This is a genomic window from Pantoea eucalypti, assembly GCF_009646115.1.
In the GTDB taxonomy this organism is placed as follows: domain Bacteria; phylum Pseudomonadota; class Gammaproteobacteria; order Enterobacterales; family Enterobacteriaceae; genus Pantoea; species Pantoea eucalypti.
Window position 1 is genome coordinate 1656742 of the sequence record NZ_CP045720.1, and the last position, 17060, is coordinate 1673801.

Annotated in this window: 21 protein-coding genes and 1 tRNA gene; 11 read left to right on the forward strand and 11 right to left on the reverse strand. The window is 51.7% G+C overall.

The genetic code is table 11. The features are described from left to right. The first annotated feature begins 179 nt into the window (after nucleotides 1-179). Entirely contained in the window at nucleotides 180-1292 is a 1113-nt protein-coding gene (locus EE896_RS07575; RefSeq protein ID WP_140915495.1) for a lactonase family protein, read from the forward strand. Between the two features lie 140 nt (nucleotides 1293-1432). Continuing rightward, nucleotides 1433-1588 carry a hypothetical protein gene (locus tag EE896_RS22365; RefSeq protein ID WP_003854427.1) on the forward strand — a complete coding sequence of 52 codons (156 nt, stop codon included), beginning with the start codon at nucleotides 1433-1435 and terminating at the stop codon, nucleotides 1586-1588. 401 nt (nucleotides 1589-1989) lie between these two features. On the opposite strand, the gene EE896_RS07580 is transcribed toward EE896_RS22365, so the two are convergent. The 3 genes from EE896_RS07580 to EE896_RS07590 all read right to left on the reverse strand — a co-directional run bounded on the left by EE896_RS07580 (nucleotide 1990) and on the right by EE896_RS07590 (nucleotide 3791). Beyond that, nucleotides 1990-2065, reverse strand: a tRNA-Asn gene (locus EE896_RS07580). 103 nt (nucleotides 2066-2168) lie between these two features. After that, nucleotides 2169-2942: a DgsA anti-repressor MtfA gene (gene mtfA / locus EE896_RS07585; RefSeq protein WP_008926889.1), complete on the reverse strand. Its 774-nt coding sequence runs from the start codon at nucleotides 2940-2942 to the stop codon at nucleotides 2169-2171. Nucleotides 2943-3113: 171 nt separating this feature from the next. Further along, nucleotides 3114-3791, reverse strand: a complete 678-nt coding sequence (locus EE896_RS07590; RefSeq protein ID WP_003854430.1) for an ASCH domain-containing protein — start codon at nucleotides 3789-3791, stop codon at nucleotides 3114-3116. Between the two features lie 611 nt (nucleotides 3792-4402). Between EE896_RS07590 and EE896_RS07595 the strand changes: the two genes are divergently transcribed. Together EE896_RS07595 and EE896_RS07600 are read left to right on the forward strand one after the other, a co-directional pair. Then, the gene (locus EE896_RS07595; protein ID WP_003854432.1) at nucleotides 4403-5107 is read left to right on the forward strand and encodes a phosphohydrolase; all 705 of its coding nucleotides are present in this window, start codon (nucleotides 4403-4405) and stop codon (nucleotides 5105-5107) included. A gap of 71 nt (nucleotides 5108-5178) precedes the next feature. Next, nucleotides 5179-5460, forward strand: a complete 282-nt coding sequence (locus EE896_RS07600; RefSeq protein WP_003854433.1) for an Arc family DNA-binding protein — start codon at nucleotides 5179-5181, stop codon at nucleotides 5458-5460. Nucleotides 5461-5503: 43 nt separating this feature from the next. On the opposite strand, the gene dcm is transcribed toward EE896_RS07600, so the two are convergent. Then, the gene (gene dcm, locus EE896_RS07605) at nucleotides 5504-6880 is read right to left on the reverse strand and encodes a DNA (cytosine-5-)-methyltransferase (RefSeq protein ID WP_003854436.1); all 1377 of its coding nucleotides are present in this window, start codon (nucleotides 6878-6880) and stop codon (nucleotides 5504-5506) included. 190 nt (nucleotides 6881-7070) lie between these two features. On the opposite strand from dcm, the gene EE896_RS07610 reads away from it, so the two are divergent. The 5 genes from EE896_RS07610 to EE896_RS07625 all read left to right on the forward strand — a co-directional run bounded on the left by EE896_RS07610 (nucleotide 7071) and on the right by EE896_RS07625 (nucleotide 9330). Beyond that, nucleotides 7071-7550, forward strand: coding sequence for a very short patch repair endonuclease (locus tag EE896_RS07610; RefSeq protein ID WP_003854438.1), 480 nt, complete (start codon nucleotides 7071-7073; stop codon nucleotides 7548-7550). 51 nt (nucleotides 7551-7601) lie between these two features. Then, nucleotides 7602-7877, forward strand: a complete 276-nt coding sequence (locus tag EE896_RS07615; protein ID WP_003854439.1) for a hypothetical protein — start codon at nucleotides 7602-7604, stop codon at nucleotides 7875-7877. Between the two features lie 11 nt (nucleotides 7878-7888). Next, nucleotides 7889-8800 (forward strand): DUF808 family protein, encoded by a 912-nt coding sequence (locus EE896_RS07620; protein WP_140915494.1) that lies wholly within the window; start codon nucleotides 7889-7891, stop codon nucleotides 8798-8800. A gap of 33 nt (nucleotides 8801-8833) precedes the next feature. Continuing rightward, on the forward strand, nucleotides 8834-8965 hold the full coding sequence (locus EE896_RS22770; RefSeq protein WP_003854444.1) for a hypothetical protein: 132 nt from the start codon (nucleotides 8834-8836) through the stop codon (nucleotides 8963-8965). A 188-nt stretch (nucleotides 8966-9153) separates the two neighbouring features. Then, nucleotides 9154-9330, forward strand: coding sequence for a YodC family protein (locus tag EE896_RS07625; RefSeq protein ID WP_003854445.1), 177 nt, complete (start codon nucleotides 9154-9156; stop codon nucleotides 9328-9330). A gap of 85 nt (nucleotides 9331-9415) precedes the next feature. On the opposite strand, the gene EE896_RS07630 is transcribed toward EE896_RS07625, so the two are convergent. The 3 genes from EE896_RS07630 to EE896_RS07640 form a co-directional block, all read right to left on the reverse strand. Then, a complete protein-coding gene (locus EE896_RS07630; RefSeq protein WP_003854447.1) occupies nucleotides 9416-10636 on the reverse strand; it encodes a glycosyltransferase family protein in 1221 nt (406 codons plus the stop codon). A 30-nt stretch (nucleotides 10637-10666) separates the two neighbouring features. Beyond that, nucleotides 10667-11458, reverse strand: a complete 792-nt coding sequence (locus tag EE896_RS07635) for a mannosyl-3-phosphoglycerate phosphatase-related protein (protein ID WP_140915493.1) — start codon at nucleotides 11456-11458, stop codon at nucleotides 10667-10669. Nucleotides 11459-11825: 367 nt separating this feature from the next. Further along, nucleotides 11826-12044 carry a DUF2525 domain-containing protein gene (locus EE896_RS07640; protein ID WP_003854453.1) on the reverse strand — a complete coding sequence of 73 codons (219 nt, stop codon included), beginning with the start codon at nucleotides 12042-12044 and terminating at the stop codon, nucleotides 11826-11828. A 316-nt stretch (nucleotides 12045-12360) separates the two neighbouring features. On the opposite strand from EE896_RS07640, the gene EE896_RS07645 reads away from it, so the two are divergent. Together EE896_RS07645 and dsrB are read left to right on the forward strand one after the other, a co-directional pair. Further along, entirely contained in the window at nucleotides 12361-12519 is a 159-nt protein-coding gene (locus tag EE896_RS07645; protein ID WP_003854456.1) for a YqaE/Pmp3 family membrane protein, read from the forward strand. 62 nt (nucleotides 12520-12581) lie between these two features. Continuing rightward, complete coding sequence (dsrB, locus tag EE896_RS07650) at nucleotides 12582-12776, forward strand: protein DsrB (RefSeq protein ID WP_003854458.1); 195 nt, start codon at nucleotides 12582-12584, stop codon at nucleotides 12774-12776. 107 nt (nucleotides 12777-12883) lie between these two features. Here the strand turns inward: dsrB and EE896_RS07655 are convergent, their stop codons facing one another. From EE896_RS07655 to fliQ, 4 genes are all read right to left on the reverse strand, one after another. Further along, nucleotides 12884-14590: a methyl-accepting chemotaxis protein gene (locus EE896_RS07655; RefSeq protein ID WP_003854460.1), complete on the reverse strand. Its 1707-nt coding sequence runs from the start codon at nucleotides 14588-14590 to the stop codon at nucleotides 12884-12886. Nucleotides 14591-14731: 141 nt separating this feature from the next. Continuing rightward, nucleotides 14732-15367 (reverse strand): transcriptional regulator RcsA, encoded by a 636-nt coding sequence (gene rcsA / locus EE896_RS07660; protein ID WP_008926881.1) that lies wholly within the window; start codon nucleotides 15365-15367, stop codon nucleotides 14732-14734. Between the two features lie 624 nt (nucleotides 15368-15991). Further along, nucleotides 15992-16777 carry a flagellar biosynthetic protein FliR gene (gene fliR / locus EE896_RS07665; RefSeq protein ID WP_003854464.1) on the reverse strand — a complete coding sequence of 262 codons (786 nt, stop codon included), beginning with the start codon at nucleotides 16775-16777 and terminating at the stop codon, nucleotides 15992-15994. Next, nucleotides 16777-17046 (reverse strand): flagellar biosynthesis protein FliQ, encoded by a 270-nt coding sequence (gene fliQ, locus EE896_RS07670; RefSeq protein ID WP_003854466.1) that lies wholly within the window; start codon nucleotides 17044-17046, stop codon nucleotides 16777-16779. The genes fliR and fliQ overlap by 1 nt, the downstream gene beginning before the upstream one ends. Nucleotides 17047-17060 lie beyond the last annotated feature (14 nt).

The following is a 17060-nucleotide window of genomic DNA, read 5'->3' on the forward strand; positions in this document are numbered from 1 at the left end:
TTCCCTGATTCTGGGGGAGGCGTTAAATCTCATTCCCGCCCCAAAAAATAACATCTCCGTCACATCTCCAGACTTCTGGTCCTAAATTCAGACAGTTGCACAAAGCCAGCCTCATCAGACGGGGTTAGCGTAATGCCTGCTGCGCACTGACGCAGAGACTACTTATCTAAGGTGACCCTATGATCCGTCTCAAAACGGCGCTGGCACTTCTGCCGCTGCTGTGTAGCTGCCCGCTGTGGGCGACAACCTTTGTCTATGTGTCGAATGCTGAATCTGGCACCGTTTCCCGCTATCAGCTCAGTGAGGCGAACGGCAGCCTGAAATGGCGGGGCGATACACCGGCCGGAAAAAAAATCATGCCGCTGGCGGCCAGCCCGGATGGTAAACATCTCTATGGTGCGCTGCGCAGTCCGCCTTATTCGATCATCAGCTGGCGCGTTACCGGGCCGCAGGGTGATTTGCAGAAACTGGCGGTAACGCCGGTTGCAGCCAGCTTCCCGTGGATTACCACTGATAAGAGCGGACGCTATTTGCTGGCCGCCTCCTATGACAGCGATATCGTCACCAGCAACCGGATTGATGACAAAGGGATTGTGACCGCGCAGGTCACGGGCGAAGTGAAAACCGGGCCCCATGCCCATTCCGTAATTACCGACGTCACTAACCATTCACTCTACGTTGGCAATCTTGGCGCGGATCGGGTGCTGCAATATACCTTTGCCAGTGACGGGGCCATCACGCCACTGGGCACCGGCTTTGTTCAGGGAGAGAAGAACAGCGGTGCGCGGCATTCGGTGATCTCGCCGGATAATCGTTTTCTCTATAACCTCACGGAAATGAGCGGCACCATCACCCAATTCCGGCGCGCGGCGGATGGCTCACTGACAGAGCTGAAACGCTGGCCAAATGCGGTGGCGAAGAAATATAACCTGCAGCATGGCGAGCAGCGCCCGGCGGGTTACAGCGATCCGACACCGCGCATCTGGGCGGCAGACATCAAAATTACGCCGGATGGGCAATTTATCTACGTGACCGAGCGCACCTCCAGCACCGTCAGCGGCTACCGGGTGGATAAACAATCCGGTGAGTTAACGCTAATCGGCAGCTGGCCGGTTGAAAAACAGCCGCGCAGTATAGCTATCGATGCAAAGGGCAAATGGCTGATCGTCAGCGGCGAGAAGAGTGCCGTGATTGGCAGTTACGCTATCGATCCTGCCAGCGGCGAACTGAAACGGGTCGCTGAAGCACCTGCTGGTAAAGGCGCGAACTGGGTGACGCTGATTACGCAGTAACAGACCTGTTTCTGGCGCTGACTAATCAGCCGGGCAGGCTGCTTATGCCATCTCCGGCATAAGCAGCGCAGAAATTTTTGCTTCAGATTGCGCGCACAAACAGGTTTACTCAGGTTATAAACCGATGCGGAGAACCTGAGATGAAACAGAAACTGATAGCCTGGTTTGAACAGCTGCTGAGTGGCCCCGGAGTGAGTCAGCATGGGCATGATATCAATGTCGAGTTGCTGCTGCCGCTGAGCCAGCTGTATGGGCTGGAATATTATCCGGCTGTGCATCGCTATCATGAAAAATAGTGGTTGTTGTGTTTTGTGTGTTTGAAGACCCGTAATCTGAGCGGGCTTTTTTACGCAAGGGGATTGAGAGGCTGAGTCCGTTGATGAGTAGAGGTTCAATTTGGCAAAAATGCACTCAGGCAAAACAATAATGACGTCTCCTGAACGTCTCTTACGCCACGAGTATCAATCTCAGATCTAAAAAGCCCGGCGTTTTTTCTTTGAGACAAGTTTGTGCCATAACGGCATCTACCGCTTATTGGCCAATAATGAAATGGAACAACCATTGCCAAAATGCATATCTGAAAAAGGGTGTGGGATGACGTGTTTTTAATTGAAAGGGGATAAATATGAAGGAAGGGATATCCAACGGGTATAAAGCAAAAAAGCAGATATCCGAAGATATCTGCTTTCTCTAATTCTGGCTCCTCTGACTGGACTCGAACCAGTGACATACGGATTAACAGTCCGCCGTTCTACCGACTGAACTACAGAGGAATCGTTTGAACGAGGCGAATATTAACGGCGTCGCTCTAAGGTGTCAACAGCAAAAAATACATTATCATTCAACTGGCTAGGTTTAACGCAAAGCGATCGGGATTTAAGCAGTTTGCGCCGTGTCAGTAGCGATCCGGGTCAGCGGATCCTGCTGATAAAACTGTCGCAGATGCTGATACATGGCGGGAAAGCGTTCTGCCAGCAGAACCGGGGCCGTAAAGAAATATTCTGAGAGCACAGCGAAGCACTCAGCCGGATCGCTGGCGGCATAAGGATCAATAGTGGCAGCCTGTTCGCCCACCAGCTCGACCTCACTCTCAATTTCTGCCATCGCGGCACGCAAATCCTTTTCCCACTGCGCCACGTCTCGCAGCGGTATCACCGGAACACCGCTGGTGTAACCACTGCCGCGCGCATCCAGCTTATGTGCCACCTCATGAATAACCAGATTAAAGCCGGAGAGGTCAAAGGAGTCCTGAATATCCAGCCAGTTGAGGACTACCGGTCCCTGTGTCCAGCTCTGTCCTGAGTGAACGGCAGGCGCACTGTGAACCAGCCCATGCTCATCCTGCCAGTGATCGTCGACCTCGAATGGCTCGGGATAGATCAGCACATCGTGAAAACCGTCCAGCCACTCCAGACCCAGCTTCAGGACAGGCAGAGAAAAGAGCAGGGCGATGCGCACGCTGCGCAGTTCATCAAGCTGTGCACCCTCGAGAGGCACCAGTTTTTTCTGCTGCAGAAAGCGCTTTGCCAGCTCAACCAACGCCTGTTGCTCGTCATTGCTGAGCAGGCTGAATACCGGCTGTGCCAGACCCTGCTGCCACGGTAATGTAGCCAGCATGTCGTCATGCGTTTTCCAGGGCCATTTAAACATCGCAACTCCCGCACAGAATCGGACTATTTCACTATCCTGACGCGGCAGATATAAAAATGCCAGCATCGAATGCTGGCACCAGTTGCTGGCTACAGGGCTGAAGGCTGTCTATTCAACCCGTTAGCGCGACCGTTGTCTGTGATTCAACCCGCAAAGCGCAGGGCTAAAGCATTAGTTGCGTTCGATGCGCTGAAATTCAATGACCCAGACCCAGGGATTCACTTCCCAGCTGGTCGCGCCGTACTGTTTTTCCCAGGCTTTGCGATACGCCTCTTTAGGCGATTCTGAGTTGGCGTTCATGGTGAAGAAGTTATTCAGGAAGTGCGAATCGGTCTGTACGCCCTCTGCCCGGATGTCATCTTCACTGATGTCCTGAATTTTCTCCGCGCGGACGCCGGTAATTTCGAGGTTGATACGGCTGGCCCAGCGAGGCATATGGATGGCGGTCTGCCAGCCAAACTCTTCGGCCTCTGGCGTACTCAGTGCATGCTGACCCAGCTCATTACTGTCGGCCCGATACTGGCAATATTCCGGCAGGCGAAACGGCGTCGGGTCACGTTCATATTCGGCCAGATCGCTCTCTGGCACCATTGGGCCACGCCAGGTTTCACGCACCCAGAGTATGTCACCCGGTTTGCCATAGGGGCATTGATAGCTGATGTCAGCCATCGACATCATTTTGTAGCCGTGCAGATGGTTAGCACTCACATCGAAGGCGTGCACGCCCTCGTGATGATCCTGTCCCGGACCGAAAGCCTGAGTTTTCATAATGCGCCGGGTTTGCGTTTGCTGGCCAACCAACAGGGCACGAACACGCTGTTCGGAAAAAAGAATCGGCCGTTCTTTCATTGATTACCTCTTTTTTATTAGTAGAACCCGGTTACTGCTGTAAACATCCATTCACGTCACATCTCAGAGTCATCATAAAAGCTTTAAATCATTTTGCTTAATAATTTGTCGCCTGACAGTCACTTTAAAGTTGTCACGTTGGGTATTAAAAAAACGCAAAATGCAAAAAGCGCACCAACGCTTTAGATATCATGGACGCAACACGACGATTAGCCCGGATACAGTACGTTATAACGATAAAAATAGGAACCTTTTCAGACTTTTTCGCCTGCTTTTGTGCACAGTTTTACAATTAAACACGTGACAAAAAAAAGTTAAACAGGGTCTGTATTATCGGTTAAACATCGACAAAACATTACAGCTGTTAAACTAATTTTCTTAGCAGCAATTCACTGAGGAAAGGCTGAAAACCGCCGAAATTGCGGTTATTGTGTAACAGAGATGCTATACAGATGATCCAGATCTCATTTTTCTGCCCGAAAAACTGGCAGCGCCGCTCTTTTCAACAGCACTGTAAAAAAAGTGTCATTAGCCAGTCGCTATGATGGCTTGCCGTTCGTGCACTGAACACGACAGAGAATCTGCTGTCGGTCACTACAGGGAGATAGACTATGTCACTCACACTCTGGCAATCTCGCTATGAAAGCTGGTTTCAGGCGAACTGGATCCACGACGACGGCGCGCACGATATTGCCCATTTACGGCGCGTCTGGATGAGCGCGCAGCGAATCATGACGGGTACACCCGCTGATCCATTGGTAGTGCTCACCGCCTGTTATTTTCACGATGTGGTTAATCTGCCAAAAAATCATCCGGAACGTCATCTCGCCTCAACCTATGCCGCCACGGAAACCCAGCGCATTCTGCAGCAGGACTTTCTCGATTTCCCTGCTGAGAAGATTGATGCGGTGATGCATGCCGTTAAAACTCACAGTTTCAGTGCTGGCATACCGCCTCAGACACTGGAAGCTAAAATCGTCCAGGATGCTGACCGGCTGGAGTCACTGGGCGCAATCGGACTGGCGCGCGTTTTTTACACGGCGGGTGCGCTGAATCGTCCGTTATTTGACAGTCAGGACCCGCTGGGCAGAGATCGCGAGCTGAATGATGTTAAGTGGACGCTGGACCATTTCCAGAAGAAGCTGTTGCGCCTGCCGGAAACCATGCACACCGAAACCGGCCGCATGTTAGCTGAGCATAACGCCGATTTCCTGGTGCGCTACATGGCGAAACTTTATGCCGAACTGCAGGGCAATCTGGTGGGGCTGGATGAGGGCGTACTGCGTGACTTCACCCCATTGAAAACTGAATATTAAATTTTTATGACAGTATATTAATCGAAACGGGCATCCGGTAGCGTGTAGCGATAACAAAAAGGAGCTGCCCGATGACCGAAACTGTTAATTTAACAATTAAAATTGATCCTGAGTTGAAAGAAACGATTAAACAGCTGGCGCTGGAAAACCAGATTTCAATGAGTCAGGAAATTGTGCAACGTTTGCAGGCCAGTCTGGAAACGCATCCCCATCCGGCGATTGATAATCAGGACATCACCGAAGAGGGGACTGAGGGATCAGGTGCCACTGACGTGAAATCCGATGGATTGAGCGCCAGCGAGTTGAAGCAGATTCGTCTGCTGCTCAAGAAACAGAGCAAGAAGAAGAAATAAAACAGAAACCCGTCGCAGGACGGGTTTTTTTATTTCAGAACCATTACGATTTCAGCTGACGTATATGTGGCAGCAGCAGCTGCGCGACTGCCGCAAACACCGGCACAACCACCGAGTTCCCAAACTGTTTATAAGCCTGCGTGTCCGAGACCGGAATGCGGAACGGCTCACGGCCAGGCACATCGAAGCCCATCAGACGGGCGCACTCGCGCGGGGAGAGACGACGGGGCCGTCGTGCCATATTGTCTGCATCCTGAAACGCTGCTTCGCCAACAGCGCTATCCCAGCCGCGGTCAATCAGAATTTCTGAGCCATCTTTATAGTACCGCGCCGACAGCGTTCGCACGCAGCAATCAGGATTACGCGGATCGTTAAGACCAAAACCAAAGCCATTGCCTTTCGCTTTGTGTTTTTTTGCATACTGGTAGAGGTAGCGCCATAACACCGGCGACAGAATGTATTTGTCGTCTGGCGCGCGCTCCAGCAGGCTCTGCAGGCTGGGCACCTGCGCCGGATAGAAACGGCGAATGTCGCGTAGCGTAAAGTCCTGCTTCTTCAGGTCGCGGCGGATACCCACCAGCACAATGCGTTCGCGATGCTGTGGCAGAAAGTGACGCGCGTCGATCACTTTGGCGTCCGGGCTACCGGCTCCGGCATCGGCCACGTCATAGCCCAGCTCATCCAGCGTCTCCATGATAATGGCGAAGGTGCGGCCTTTATCATGGCTCTTAAGGTTTTTCACATTCTCCAGCACAAAGAAGGGCGGTTTCTTGGCGGCCAGAATACGGGCGACATCGAAAAACAGTGTGCCCTGCACCTGACACTCAAAACCGTGCGCGCGTCCCATCGCATTTTTCTTGCTGACGCCCGCCAGCGAAAAGGGCTGACAGGGAAAACCCGCCAGCAGTACCTGGTGATCAGGGATCGCCGCATCAATCGCGCGGTAAATCGCGTCGTCATCGGTCAGACCTTCCGGCTGGGTAACCTGACGGATATCGGTATTAAAGTGATGCTCCAGCGGATCGCTGTAGTGATTGGCTTTGTAAGTGCGAACCGCCTCTTTATTCCATTCACTGGTGAAGACGCACTTGCCGCCAATTGCCTCGAATCCTTTACGAATGCCGCCAATCCCGGCAAAAAGATCGATGAAACGAAACTCAGGATTATCATAATGGGCCGGTCGGGTCGGCAGCAGACTTTGCAGCAGCGACAGCTCCGCCTCGCACAACGGCGGCAAGGCGCTTTTACCCTGACGGATCCGGTTCAGCAGTGATGGCGTCCAGCAGGAAAACCCTGCCTGATGCAGGCGGGCCGTAAGATCACGAACTGAATAGATTGCCAGCACCTGCTGAACGAGGTCAGACGCGTCAGCAGATGAGGGTGCAGCAGAGAGTGGGGCAGCGAGAGCGGCGGAATGCATGCGTTTTTCCTTAACAGTAAGGTGCCTATGCTATCACTCCAGACGCTATGAGGAAATTGCCGGGATGTGCCCCGTGCCAGCGCCCCGGAAAGTTCTGTTTTTGCGGCATACTCTCCGAACTCATCCGGCGACAGCTTTCGCTTTTCGTGGCGCAGACTAAAGTTACAGAACCAGCAAAAAAGGAGAGGTTATGGCTGATGTTCACTCCAGCGAAACGCGCAGCAAAAATATGCGTGCTATTCGCGCTCAGGATACGGCCATTGAGCAACGTATTGCACTGTTGCTGAAAGACCGGGGATTCAGCTTTCGCGTGCAGGATAAAAACCTGCCGGGTCGGCCTGATTTCGTTCTGACAGAACAGCAGGCAATCATCTTTGTTCATGGCTGTTTCTGGCATCGCCATCACTGCTATCTGTTTAAGATGCCGGCGACGCGAACAGAGTTCTGGACCGGCAAAATCAACAGCAATGTTGAACGTGATCGGCGCTATGTGCGCCAGCTGCAGGAGGGCGGCTGGAAAGTACTGATCATCTGGGAGTGTGCGCTACGGGGCAAACTGCGCCTGACGGATCAGGATCTGCTGGAGCGGCTGGAGGAGTGGCTGATGGCGATGTCGGAGAGTGCCGAGGTCGACCATCAGGGTATTCATCATTACAACGCTGATTGCTAATCAGGAACATAATTGGTTAGATCTGCGCTTTCTCCGTGGCCAGGAGCCTAAATGAGCAGCATAAAACTGACGGTAAAACGCCTCTATCAGATTCGTGACGAGCGGATGGTTAACACCAAAGCGACTGCGCGGGTCTACTGCGGTGACAGGCTTATTGCCACGGAGGAGATTACCGGCATGACCGAAAGCCCGGTCAGCAAATATTTGCATGCTGAAGGCAAAGCAGGTGAGACGGTACGGGTGGAGTGGGATTGTGAGGGCATCGCAGAGATGACCGTTACGGAAATTGAGCGCTGCCCATGTTGTCAACATAACGAACCAGACTAAGGATAAGAATTTTGGCAGGCACCAGTTTACTGACTTTACTTGATGATATTGCAACACTTCTGGACGATATTTCCGTCATGGGGAAAGTGGCGGCAAAAAAAACCGCTGGCGTACTGGGCGACGATCTGTCGCTGAATGCACAGCAGGTCACCGGCGTAAAAGCCAATCGTGAGCTGCCTGTGGTCTGGGGCGTTGCCAAGGGCTCGTTCCTCAACAAACTGATCCTGGTGCCCATGGCGTTGGTCATCTCTGCGTTTGCGCCCTGGCTTATCACGCCGCTGCTGATGATTGGCGGGGCCTATCTCTGTTACGAAGGCGTTGAAAAGGTCATGCACACGCTACAACAGGATAAGCAGAGCAAATCACCGGAAGCGCGCAAGCAGCGACTTGACTCACTGGCTAAAGAGAATGCGGCAGAGTTCGAGAAGAAGAAGATCAAAGGGGCGGTGCGCACGGATTTCATTCTCTCTGCTGAAATTGTCGCGATTACCTTAGGGATTGTGTCGGACGCACCGCTGCTTAACCAGGTGATTATTCTGGCGGGCATCGCGATTCTGGTCACCATTGGCGTGTACGGCATCGTGGCCGCCATCGTGAAAATTGATGACCTTGGCTTCTGGCTGCGTGAAAAAACCTCGCGGCTTGCGCAGGGCATCGGCAGCGTGCTGCTGGCTGCAGCGCCCTGGTTGATGAAGCTTCTTTCAGTGGTCGGCACCATCGCGATGTTCCTTGTGGGTGGTGGCATCGTGGTGCATGGCATTGAACCGCTGCATCACCTCATCGGGCAAGTCAGCAGCGGCTTTAACGGCTGGATCGCCATGCTCCTGAGTAATGGCGCAAACCTGGTGCTTGGTTTTATCATTGGGTCGATCGTGCTGTTAGTGGTTAACCTTATTGCCAGAGTGCGCGGAAAATCGGTATAAAGCGCACTGTGATTTACGGTCAGGAGAATGACGATGAACGACGACATGTTTGAATTTGATATCGACGCACAACTTGAGCAGGCTGAAGCGAAAGCGGAGAAAAAAGCCAGCGAAGTGCCGGATGATCTCGGCGACGAAGCCGATTGCGAAGGCTGTAAAATCTGACGTCAGCGTCAAGACTTCATCAAAGCGGATAAGTTTTTATCCGCTTTTTTTATTTTCCGCATATCCAGCTGATTAATTCCGAATTTGCCCTTTTTTTGCGTGCCTTAACAGGCAGGAACCTTCTTCGCCTGCTATAAAGAAAATAGTCACTCAGGTTAATAACACACAGGTAATCAAAGGAGCGCAATATGGTTTTCGCAATCAGTGAAGAAGTGCAGCACAAGGAACAGGGACAGACGATGGTGGTGACCGGCTTCGCGAGTGGCATGGTGGAATGCCGCTGGTACGACGGTTATGCTGTGCGCAGTGAAGCCTTTCGTAGTGATGAGCTGAGCGCCCTGAATCCTGAGCAACTGGCGAGCTAATAGCATACAGGCCTGTGGGTCCAGTGACCCGCCAGGCCCGCTTAAAGTTTATTGATGGCCCGGCACGTCCCTGTGCCGTCCTGTTTCAGACATTCCCGTCGTTATCCTCTTCAACGGCCTGATAGATACGCTGCAGCACGTCCGGAAAAGCAGACTGGACACGGCTCCAGCTCGGTATAAACGGCTTATCGTTAGGTCGCTCAATAAAAGCCTGGCCCGCTTCCAGAATGGACTGGGTAAACATCTCTACTGCTGCCTCTTCCACATGCTGATCAAACTTCAGCCCGTTCATCGCCGCCTCGTGGTTATAGGTCTCCATCATATCCAGCGCATTACGGTAATAGGTTGCTTTCAGCACACGAAACGAGTCGCTGGTCAACGGCACACCCATGGTGGCGAGCTTACGCAGCAGTGACTGGACGATATCGCTGCTCATACGCTTCAGGCCGCCGGTGCCATCATCTTCCGCCAGTGGCTGATGCTTGTGATCGTAATTATCGGCGATTTCCACCTGGCACGACTGACGGGTGGTGTAGTTGCGGTAAATCTCTGACAGCACACCAATCTCAAGCCCCCAGTCGCCGGGGATTTTAATGCCGTTCAGCACATGGGTTCGCATAGCGAACTCGCCGGAGAGCGGATAGCGGAAGCTCGACAGATAATCCAGATATTCGGAATGGCCATAGACTTTTTGCAGCGAGCGCAGCAGCGGCCCGACCAGAAGACGGCCTACGCGGCCATTAAGCTTGCCATCCGCAACCCGCGCATAGAACCCTTTACAGAATTCATACTGAAATGCCGGGTTTGCCAGCGGGTAAAGCAGACGGGCCAGCATGCCGCGCTCATAGGTGACAATATCGCAGTCATGCAATGCCACACAGCTGGTGCGGTCCGACGCCAGGGTATAACCGGTACAAAACCAGACATTGCGGCCTTTACCCGGATTGGTGGGTGACAGACCCTCTTTATCCAGCTCCGCATCGATCGCCTTGAGGCGTGGGCCATCGTTCCACAGAATGCGATGCCGTTGCGGCAGACGGGAGAAGAATTCCCGGGCAAACAGGAACTGGTCGCGGTCAGCGCGGTCCAGACCAATCACGATTTCATCCAGATAAGGCACTTTAGCCAGTTCATCAACGATTTTTGTCAGCGCCGGGCCTTCAAGTTCGGAAAATAGCGATGGCAGGATCAGCCCCATTTTGCGTTTGCGGGCAAAGCGTACCATCTCTTTTTCCAGCGACTCCACACTGCGGTGGGTAAGGTTGTGGAAGTTAGTGATTACGCCATTCTGGTAAAAGTCACTCATCGCATCATCCTTTTAATGCCCGTGGGCAGCTTATTGAGATTGAGTCAGAAAATAATCCAGCCCTTCACGCCAGCCTTCAGGGCCATGATGAGCCGTGTGATAAACCTGAGCAGGGTCGGTCCGGCTGAGTGTCACCGGCGTTTTACTGTAGCCTTTAATCACCACGGCAAAATCAACCGCATCCAGCATCGGCGCATCATTAGGCCCGTCGCCCAGACCGATTGTGGTGCGTGTCTCTCCGGGGAAGTGATCCAGCAGCCAGCGCAGCGCTTCGCCTTTGCCGCTCCCGGCGGGCAGCACATGCCAGAAACGTCCGCCCTGGGTCAGCGCAAGACCTTCAGCGCGAAGTGCGTCATGAAAACGGTCAAAGGCTTCGTCACTGTCGCGCCAGACAATGACTTCAGAAGCGTCGCGCTGACGGGACAGCGCTGATTCCGCTTCGCTTAATCCAGTCATTGAGGCAACTTGCGGATCAGAGAAGTCATGAAAACCGGTAAAGCGAAAATCTTTTTTTAAAGCAGCCAGGCGCAGACAGAGGTTGTCATAAGTCAGCGTGTTATCAGGCAGGCGAATCCGCTGTTGATCCTGTGTCTGTATCACTGCGCCATTCTCAGCAATAAACGGCGAACCGCTGATGCCGAGCCTTTTTTGCAGCGGAATAATTTCGGCCGCTGTTTTGCTGGAACAGATCACCAGCGGAACCGCATGGTGTTTCAGCGTGTTGAGCCACTCGGTGGCCGCATCCCAGCGATAGGTATGATGGTCCAGTAGTGAACCATCCAGATCGGTAATAACCATTAACGGCTGGTGGAGATCGGGCATTAACAGGCTCCTTTCATCACGTTCGCGGCTAAAGCGGCGATTTTTCAATATTATAGTTGAATATGGCTCACACTTTTTTTCCTGCGTCATTGGCCCGAAATCCAGGATAATTCTTAAAACCAGGTCGCAATAATCCGAGGGATGCATGAAGTGTGCGGGGCGCAATGACCAGCTGGCGCGGTGTTTCCGGTAACATTTTTCCATATCTGTCTGACATGTTGCAAAAATGTGCATATCTGATGCTTGTTTCAATCCAGGGATAGGGTAATCTGCAGAGGTGTTAAGAATTCCCTGGTGTAACGAATGAGTTTTTTACCCGGCCTTCCCGCCGGGTATTTTTTTGAAATCGATTTCAGCCATCAAATTCTCAGGCGCGATAATTCGAAATGTCGATCTCAAACGCCTCTGCCAGTTCGGTGTAGGAGTGAAAAACCCGGCCTTCAACTTCCAGCCGTGGCTGCTGGTCCTGATCCATATACTCCCGAATCTCTCCAGACGTTCTGGCCTGAATAGCCGTTAGTAAACCCTCGATATCAACCTGTAAATCTGACGGCTGACCCTCGCTGTGCTGCATTTCGTCTTTCATTTTCTGACTCCTGAGAGCAAACAGAATATTGAGTATAGAACCTGATGCAGAAAGGCGGGCGTGGGCAAATTTCAGGCAAAAAAAAGCCCGCGCTGCGCGGGCAAAATCCTTGTTACTTGCATGTTGGCTGTACCTATTGGGGTGGTGCAGTCAGGGAAGTGTATAGGCGAGGCGCGTAAGAAATCTTGCGGTAAAACGTTAAGATACTGCAAAACTTTATCCTTACTCAGATTTACCTGACTTTATGTCCTGACAGAGCATATTCAGCTATAGTTGATAATAAAGCTGATTTTTATCAATACCTAAAGGAATGGTCATGGACATTTTACGAATTATTATCGCGATATTGTTGCCACCACTGGGCGTGTTTATGCAGGTTGGTTTTGGCGGCGCATTCTGGCTGAACATCCTGCTGACGATCTGTGGTTATATCCCGGGCATCATTCACGCCGTCTGGGTTATTGCCCGCCGGTAACGCGCTGCATTGGCACGGTTCTTCGTTTAGACTGTATTCAGGATATTATCTGGAGAACCGAAATGAAGGTAAATGACCGCGTCAGCGTTAAAACCGATGGCGGCCCACGTCGCACAGGCAACATTCTGGCTATGGAGCCATTCAATGAAGGCACTATGTTTTTAGTGGCGCTGGAAGATTACCCATTGGGTATCTGGTTTTTTAATGAAACAAACCAGCCGGATGGCATTTTTGTAGAGCCTTGCCAGGATGCCTGAACCTGACGCGCAATAAAAAAGCCGCGTTCCGGTATACGGAAACGCGGCTTTTTGCTGTTGTTAATCCCCCGGCAGTCGTCGCCCGCCCGGGATGACTGGCGAAGAGTTTAGAAGGTTTCCCAGTTATCAGTACCGGTGGCGAGCGCAGGACGTGCTGCCAGTGCCGGTGTTTTGAGTGGTGCAGCGGCGCGTGGAGCCACACCTGCGGTAGCGGGGGAGTCGTGCAGGCGGAATGCGGCTACCGCCTGTGTTAATTTACCGGCCTGATCTTCAAGCGAGGCTGCTGCGGCTGAAGCTTCTTCCACCAGAGAGGCGTTCTGCTGGGTAACGTTATCCATCTCGGTAACCGCCTGGCTCACCTGCTGAATGCCACGGCTCTGTTCATCCGACGCTGCGGCAATCTCTGACATAATGTCGGTGACGCGACGGACTGCTTCTACAATTTCACCCATCGTGTTCCCGGCCGCGCCGACCTGATGCGAACCGTCATTGATCAGCGTAACCGACTCCGCTATTAAAGATTCTATCTCTTTAGCAGCCTGCGCACTGCGCTGGGCCAGATTTCGCACTTCGCTCGCTACCACCGCAAAACCACGTCCCTGTTCACCGGCCCGTGCCGCTTCAACCGCCGCGTTCAGCGCCAGAATATTGGTCTGGAACGCAATGCTATTAATGACATTGGTGATCTCAGCGATTTTCTTCGAGCTGCCGGAAATATTGGTCATGGTTTTCACGACATTATTGACCAGATCGCCTCCGCTGCGCGCTTTGCCTGAGGCATCTGCGGCGAGCTGACTGGCGTGATGCGCATTCTCGGCGTTCTGTTTCACTGTGGCGGTAAGTTGTTCCATGCTGGCTGCGGTCTGCTCCAGTGCCGCTGCCTGCTGCTCGGTACGGGATGAGAGATCGGTGTTACCGGCTGATATTTCGCTGGAACCCTGATAAATGGCCACTGCGCCTTCACGCACCGTACCCACGGTGGTCACCAGCGACTGCTGCATCAGCTGCAGATTGTGGATCAGTGTACCAATCTCACTGCGACCAAAGGGCAGGGGGGCGGAGGTCAGATCGCCCTGCGCAATACGCTCGATACGCAGCACAGACTGACGCAGGGGGCTAATGACCACGCGGCGCAGGAACACAAAGGTCAGCAGCACCAGCACCAGTGCGGCACTGAACGCCACAGCCATTGAGATAAAGCCGATGCGCGATTGCTGATCCGCTTCAGCGGTAATGGCATTGGCGCGGTCAGTACGAATCTTGATCGCTTTGAGTAATACCGCGTTGTACTCGTCATCCAGCTTGCGGGTAACGTCCGTCTCCTGAGCGATAATGCCCTCAAAACTGCCCTGTTTACCGGAATCGATCATCGGTATCAGGCCTTTATTGATGTAATTGTTGAAGCGGGTCTGCAGTGTGGCGTCCAGTTCAACGTCTGCTGGCGTCTTCACTACACGCGCCATATAGACCGCGAACCCCTGCTTTGCCTGTTGAATACGTTTTTCAGCGGCGGCGATATTGGCACGAAAATCGTCCATTTCACCGATACGCGCGGCGGCACCCGCCTGAATAATGGTCAGTCGCGCAGTACGCAGGTGGTTTGAACTGTTAGAAAGGCCCATACGAACCTGAATTTCGTCCGTGGCATCATCAAGTGAGTGGTTGCTTAAAATCAGAAAGTAACTGGCGACACCAATGCAGAGTGCGAACAGCAGCAAAATGCCGCCGAAGATCAGGCTAAACAGCGGCACCAGGCGGAGATTCTGCCAGATGCCAGCGCTTTTCTGTCCATCATTATCTAATGCAGTGTTCATATCCTTGCTCTCTTGAGGCTGTTGTTATAAGGCATAACATCGGCAAAAGAGCGAAAAAGGTTAGCAGTAAGAATGAGACATGGATCGCAATTTAGTGCAAAAAAAAACCGGCCATACCGGCCGGTTCTTCAGGATTTACGATCAGCGAATATTAACGTAAATACCCGAGGTCACATTATCGGTCAAACGCACCACATGATAAATAACCTGCTTATTATGGGTTTTGATTTTGCGTTTAATATTACCTTTGTGTGACGATACCGTTTTGGCCTTAATTTGCATTTTATCTGAGATCTGAATGGTATCATGACCTGACATCCACATCTTCAGCATGTTTGACTCAGTCTGGCTCAACGTTAATGGATGAACATCCATGCCAGAAGAGATGCGTGCAGACTGGTTAAGCTTCTTCTGCAAATAGGTGCCGAGTAAGGAGTCCAGGGTCGATGTCTTCATCGATTTTGATGTAATAATCAGGTTCTTACGAACGTAGAGATATTCCTCAAAATGGATATTGCTAATCGCCATGAATATAAAGAACAGTGTGTCCGGATGCTGCGTAATAATACTGCGAATACGTTCACTGGAATCTGACTCATGAATGAAACAATCTTCATTAATAAAGACGACACCAGGATTTAATTGCTCACATTTCTGCTGTAGTTGCTCAATATCGGAGACAGAAGAGATATTTTTCTTCTTAACTCCTTTTAAAGACATATAGTCTGATAATCCCAGGCGTGTGTAGTTGCAGGAATCCATAATAATAGTTGGCATAATAGCGACCCTCACCAATTTGTTATCCGTTTAAATCAACGATGAATACGCGTTGCGGTACGAGAGAGATTTCTTAGATACTTTTTATTCTGCTCGTGCAGTTTGGCAACAGGCAACCGCCCGTAAAAGTCTTCATCCCTGACCCGTTCTGCAAAAATTTTGTGCCGCCATGACGTCACACACTCTCCGACCATGGCGGGGGAGTGCCAGTGAAGTGTCGGAAGCAGTAAAACGCATTTTTGAGAGCTGTATCACTATCCTAGAAAACAAAGCGTTTTCTGATAGGACAATTCTCAAAAACATTTGTTTTACGAAAGTGTGAAGTCTCAACGTGCGTTGACAATGCCGGAAAAACACTTTTTTAACAAGAAAAATCACTTAAAGAATTTTTTCTTGTAAATACAGTGATTTGCCGATTTAGCCTGCACATTCACAGTCTGACCGCTTCTGTGAACCACCCAACTAAAATACGCGAAGCCCGGTTTAATAAGAATTATTTTCAGACTCTGCGCACGTTTATCAGAATTTCCTTAGTTGCATTCTGGAAAACATGGTTCTGAAGATGCATGGATGGTTTTGTGATACTTAAGTGTCATTTTGCAAAGGTAGTTAGAAACTTAATGTTCAGGGACGGGATAGTTCTGTCAGGAACAGGGCGAGTAAATCAAAAATTTCACCGAATAAACGTTCACAGAACGGGGCTAGCAGGGGCATCAGCAAGCTGATGGTTAAAATTCCAACTGATAAGGTAATAGGGAAGCCAATTGCGAAGATTGATAACTGTGGTGAAACACGATTTAACAAACCCAGTACCAGATTTACCATGAGTAACAAAACGATTAAGGGCAGCGCTAACATCATGCCGTTAAGGAAAATTAATCCGCCCGACTTCACCAGTGCCATGAACGCGTTGGCATTTACCGGCTCACCGCCAATCGGCAGCGTATGAAAACTGTCCACCAGCAGCGAAATCAGCCACAGATGCCCGTTAAAGGTCAGGAACAGCAGCATCGCCAGCATGTCGAGAAAACGGGCCAGCACTGGCATGTTCAGGCGGCTGCCGGGATCGAAAAAGGTGGCGAACGAGATGCCCATCTGCAAACCAATCACTTCACCGGCAAGGCGCACAGCCGCAAACGCGAACTGCATGGTGAAGCCGAGGGCAATACCTATCAGCATCTGCTGAATCAGCAGCAGAAAGCCGGGAGGTGAAAACAGCGTCACATTAACAGCCGGTAACAGCGGCATGACCAGCCAGGTGATCATCACCGCCAGACCGATTTTGACACGCTTGCTGATAGATCGTTCATTGAGGATGGGAGCAGTGGCGAATAATGCCATGATGCGCACCAGAGGCCAGAAGAACTGGCTGACCCAATGAACCAGCTGGCTGCTATCGAGAGTAATCATCAGCCGATGATGTATGGCAGGTTAGTAAAGACGGTGCGGATATAATCCAGCAGCAGATTCAGCATCCACGGACCGGCAATGATACCGGTGGTGGCAACGGCCAGAATCTTAGGAATAAAGGATAAGGTCTGTTCGTTGACCTGCGTCGCCGCCTGGATCAGGCTGATCAGCAGGCCACTGACCAGGGCTGCCAGCAGCAGCGGGGCGGCCAGCATCAGGGCGACGCGCATCGCTTCCTGTCCCATTACCATTACTGATTCAGGTGTCATATGTTGCTCCGGTA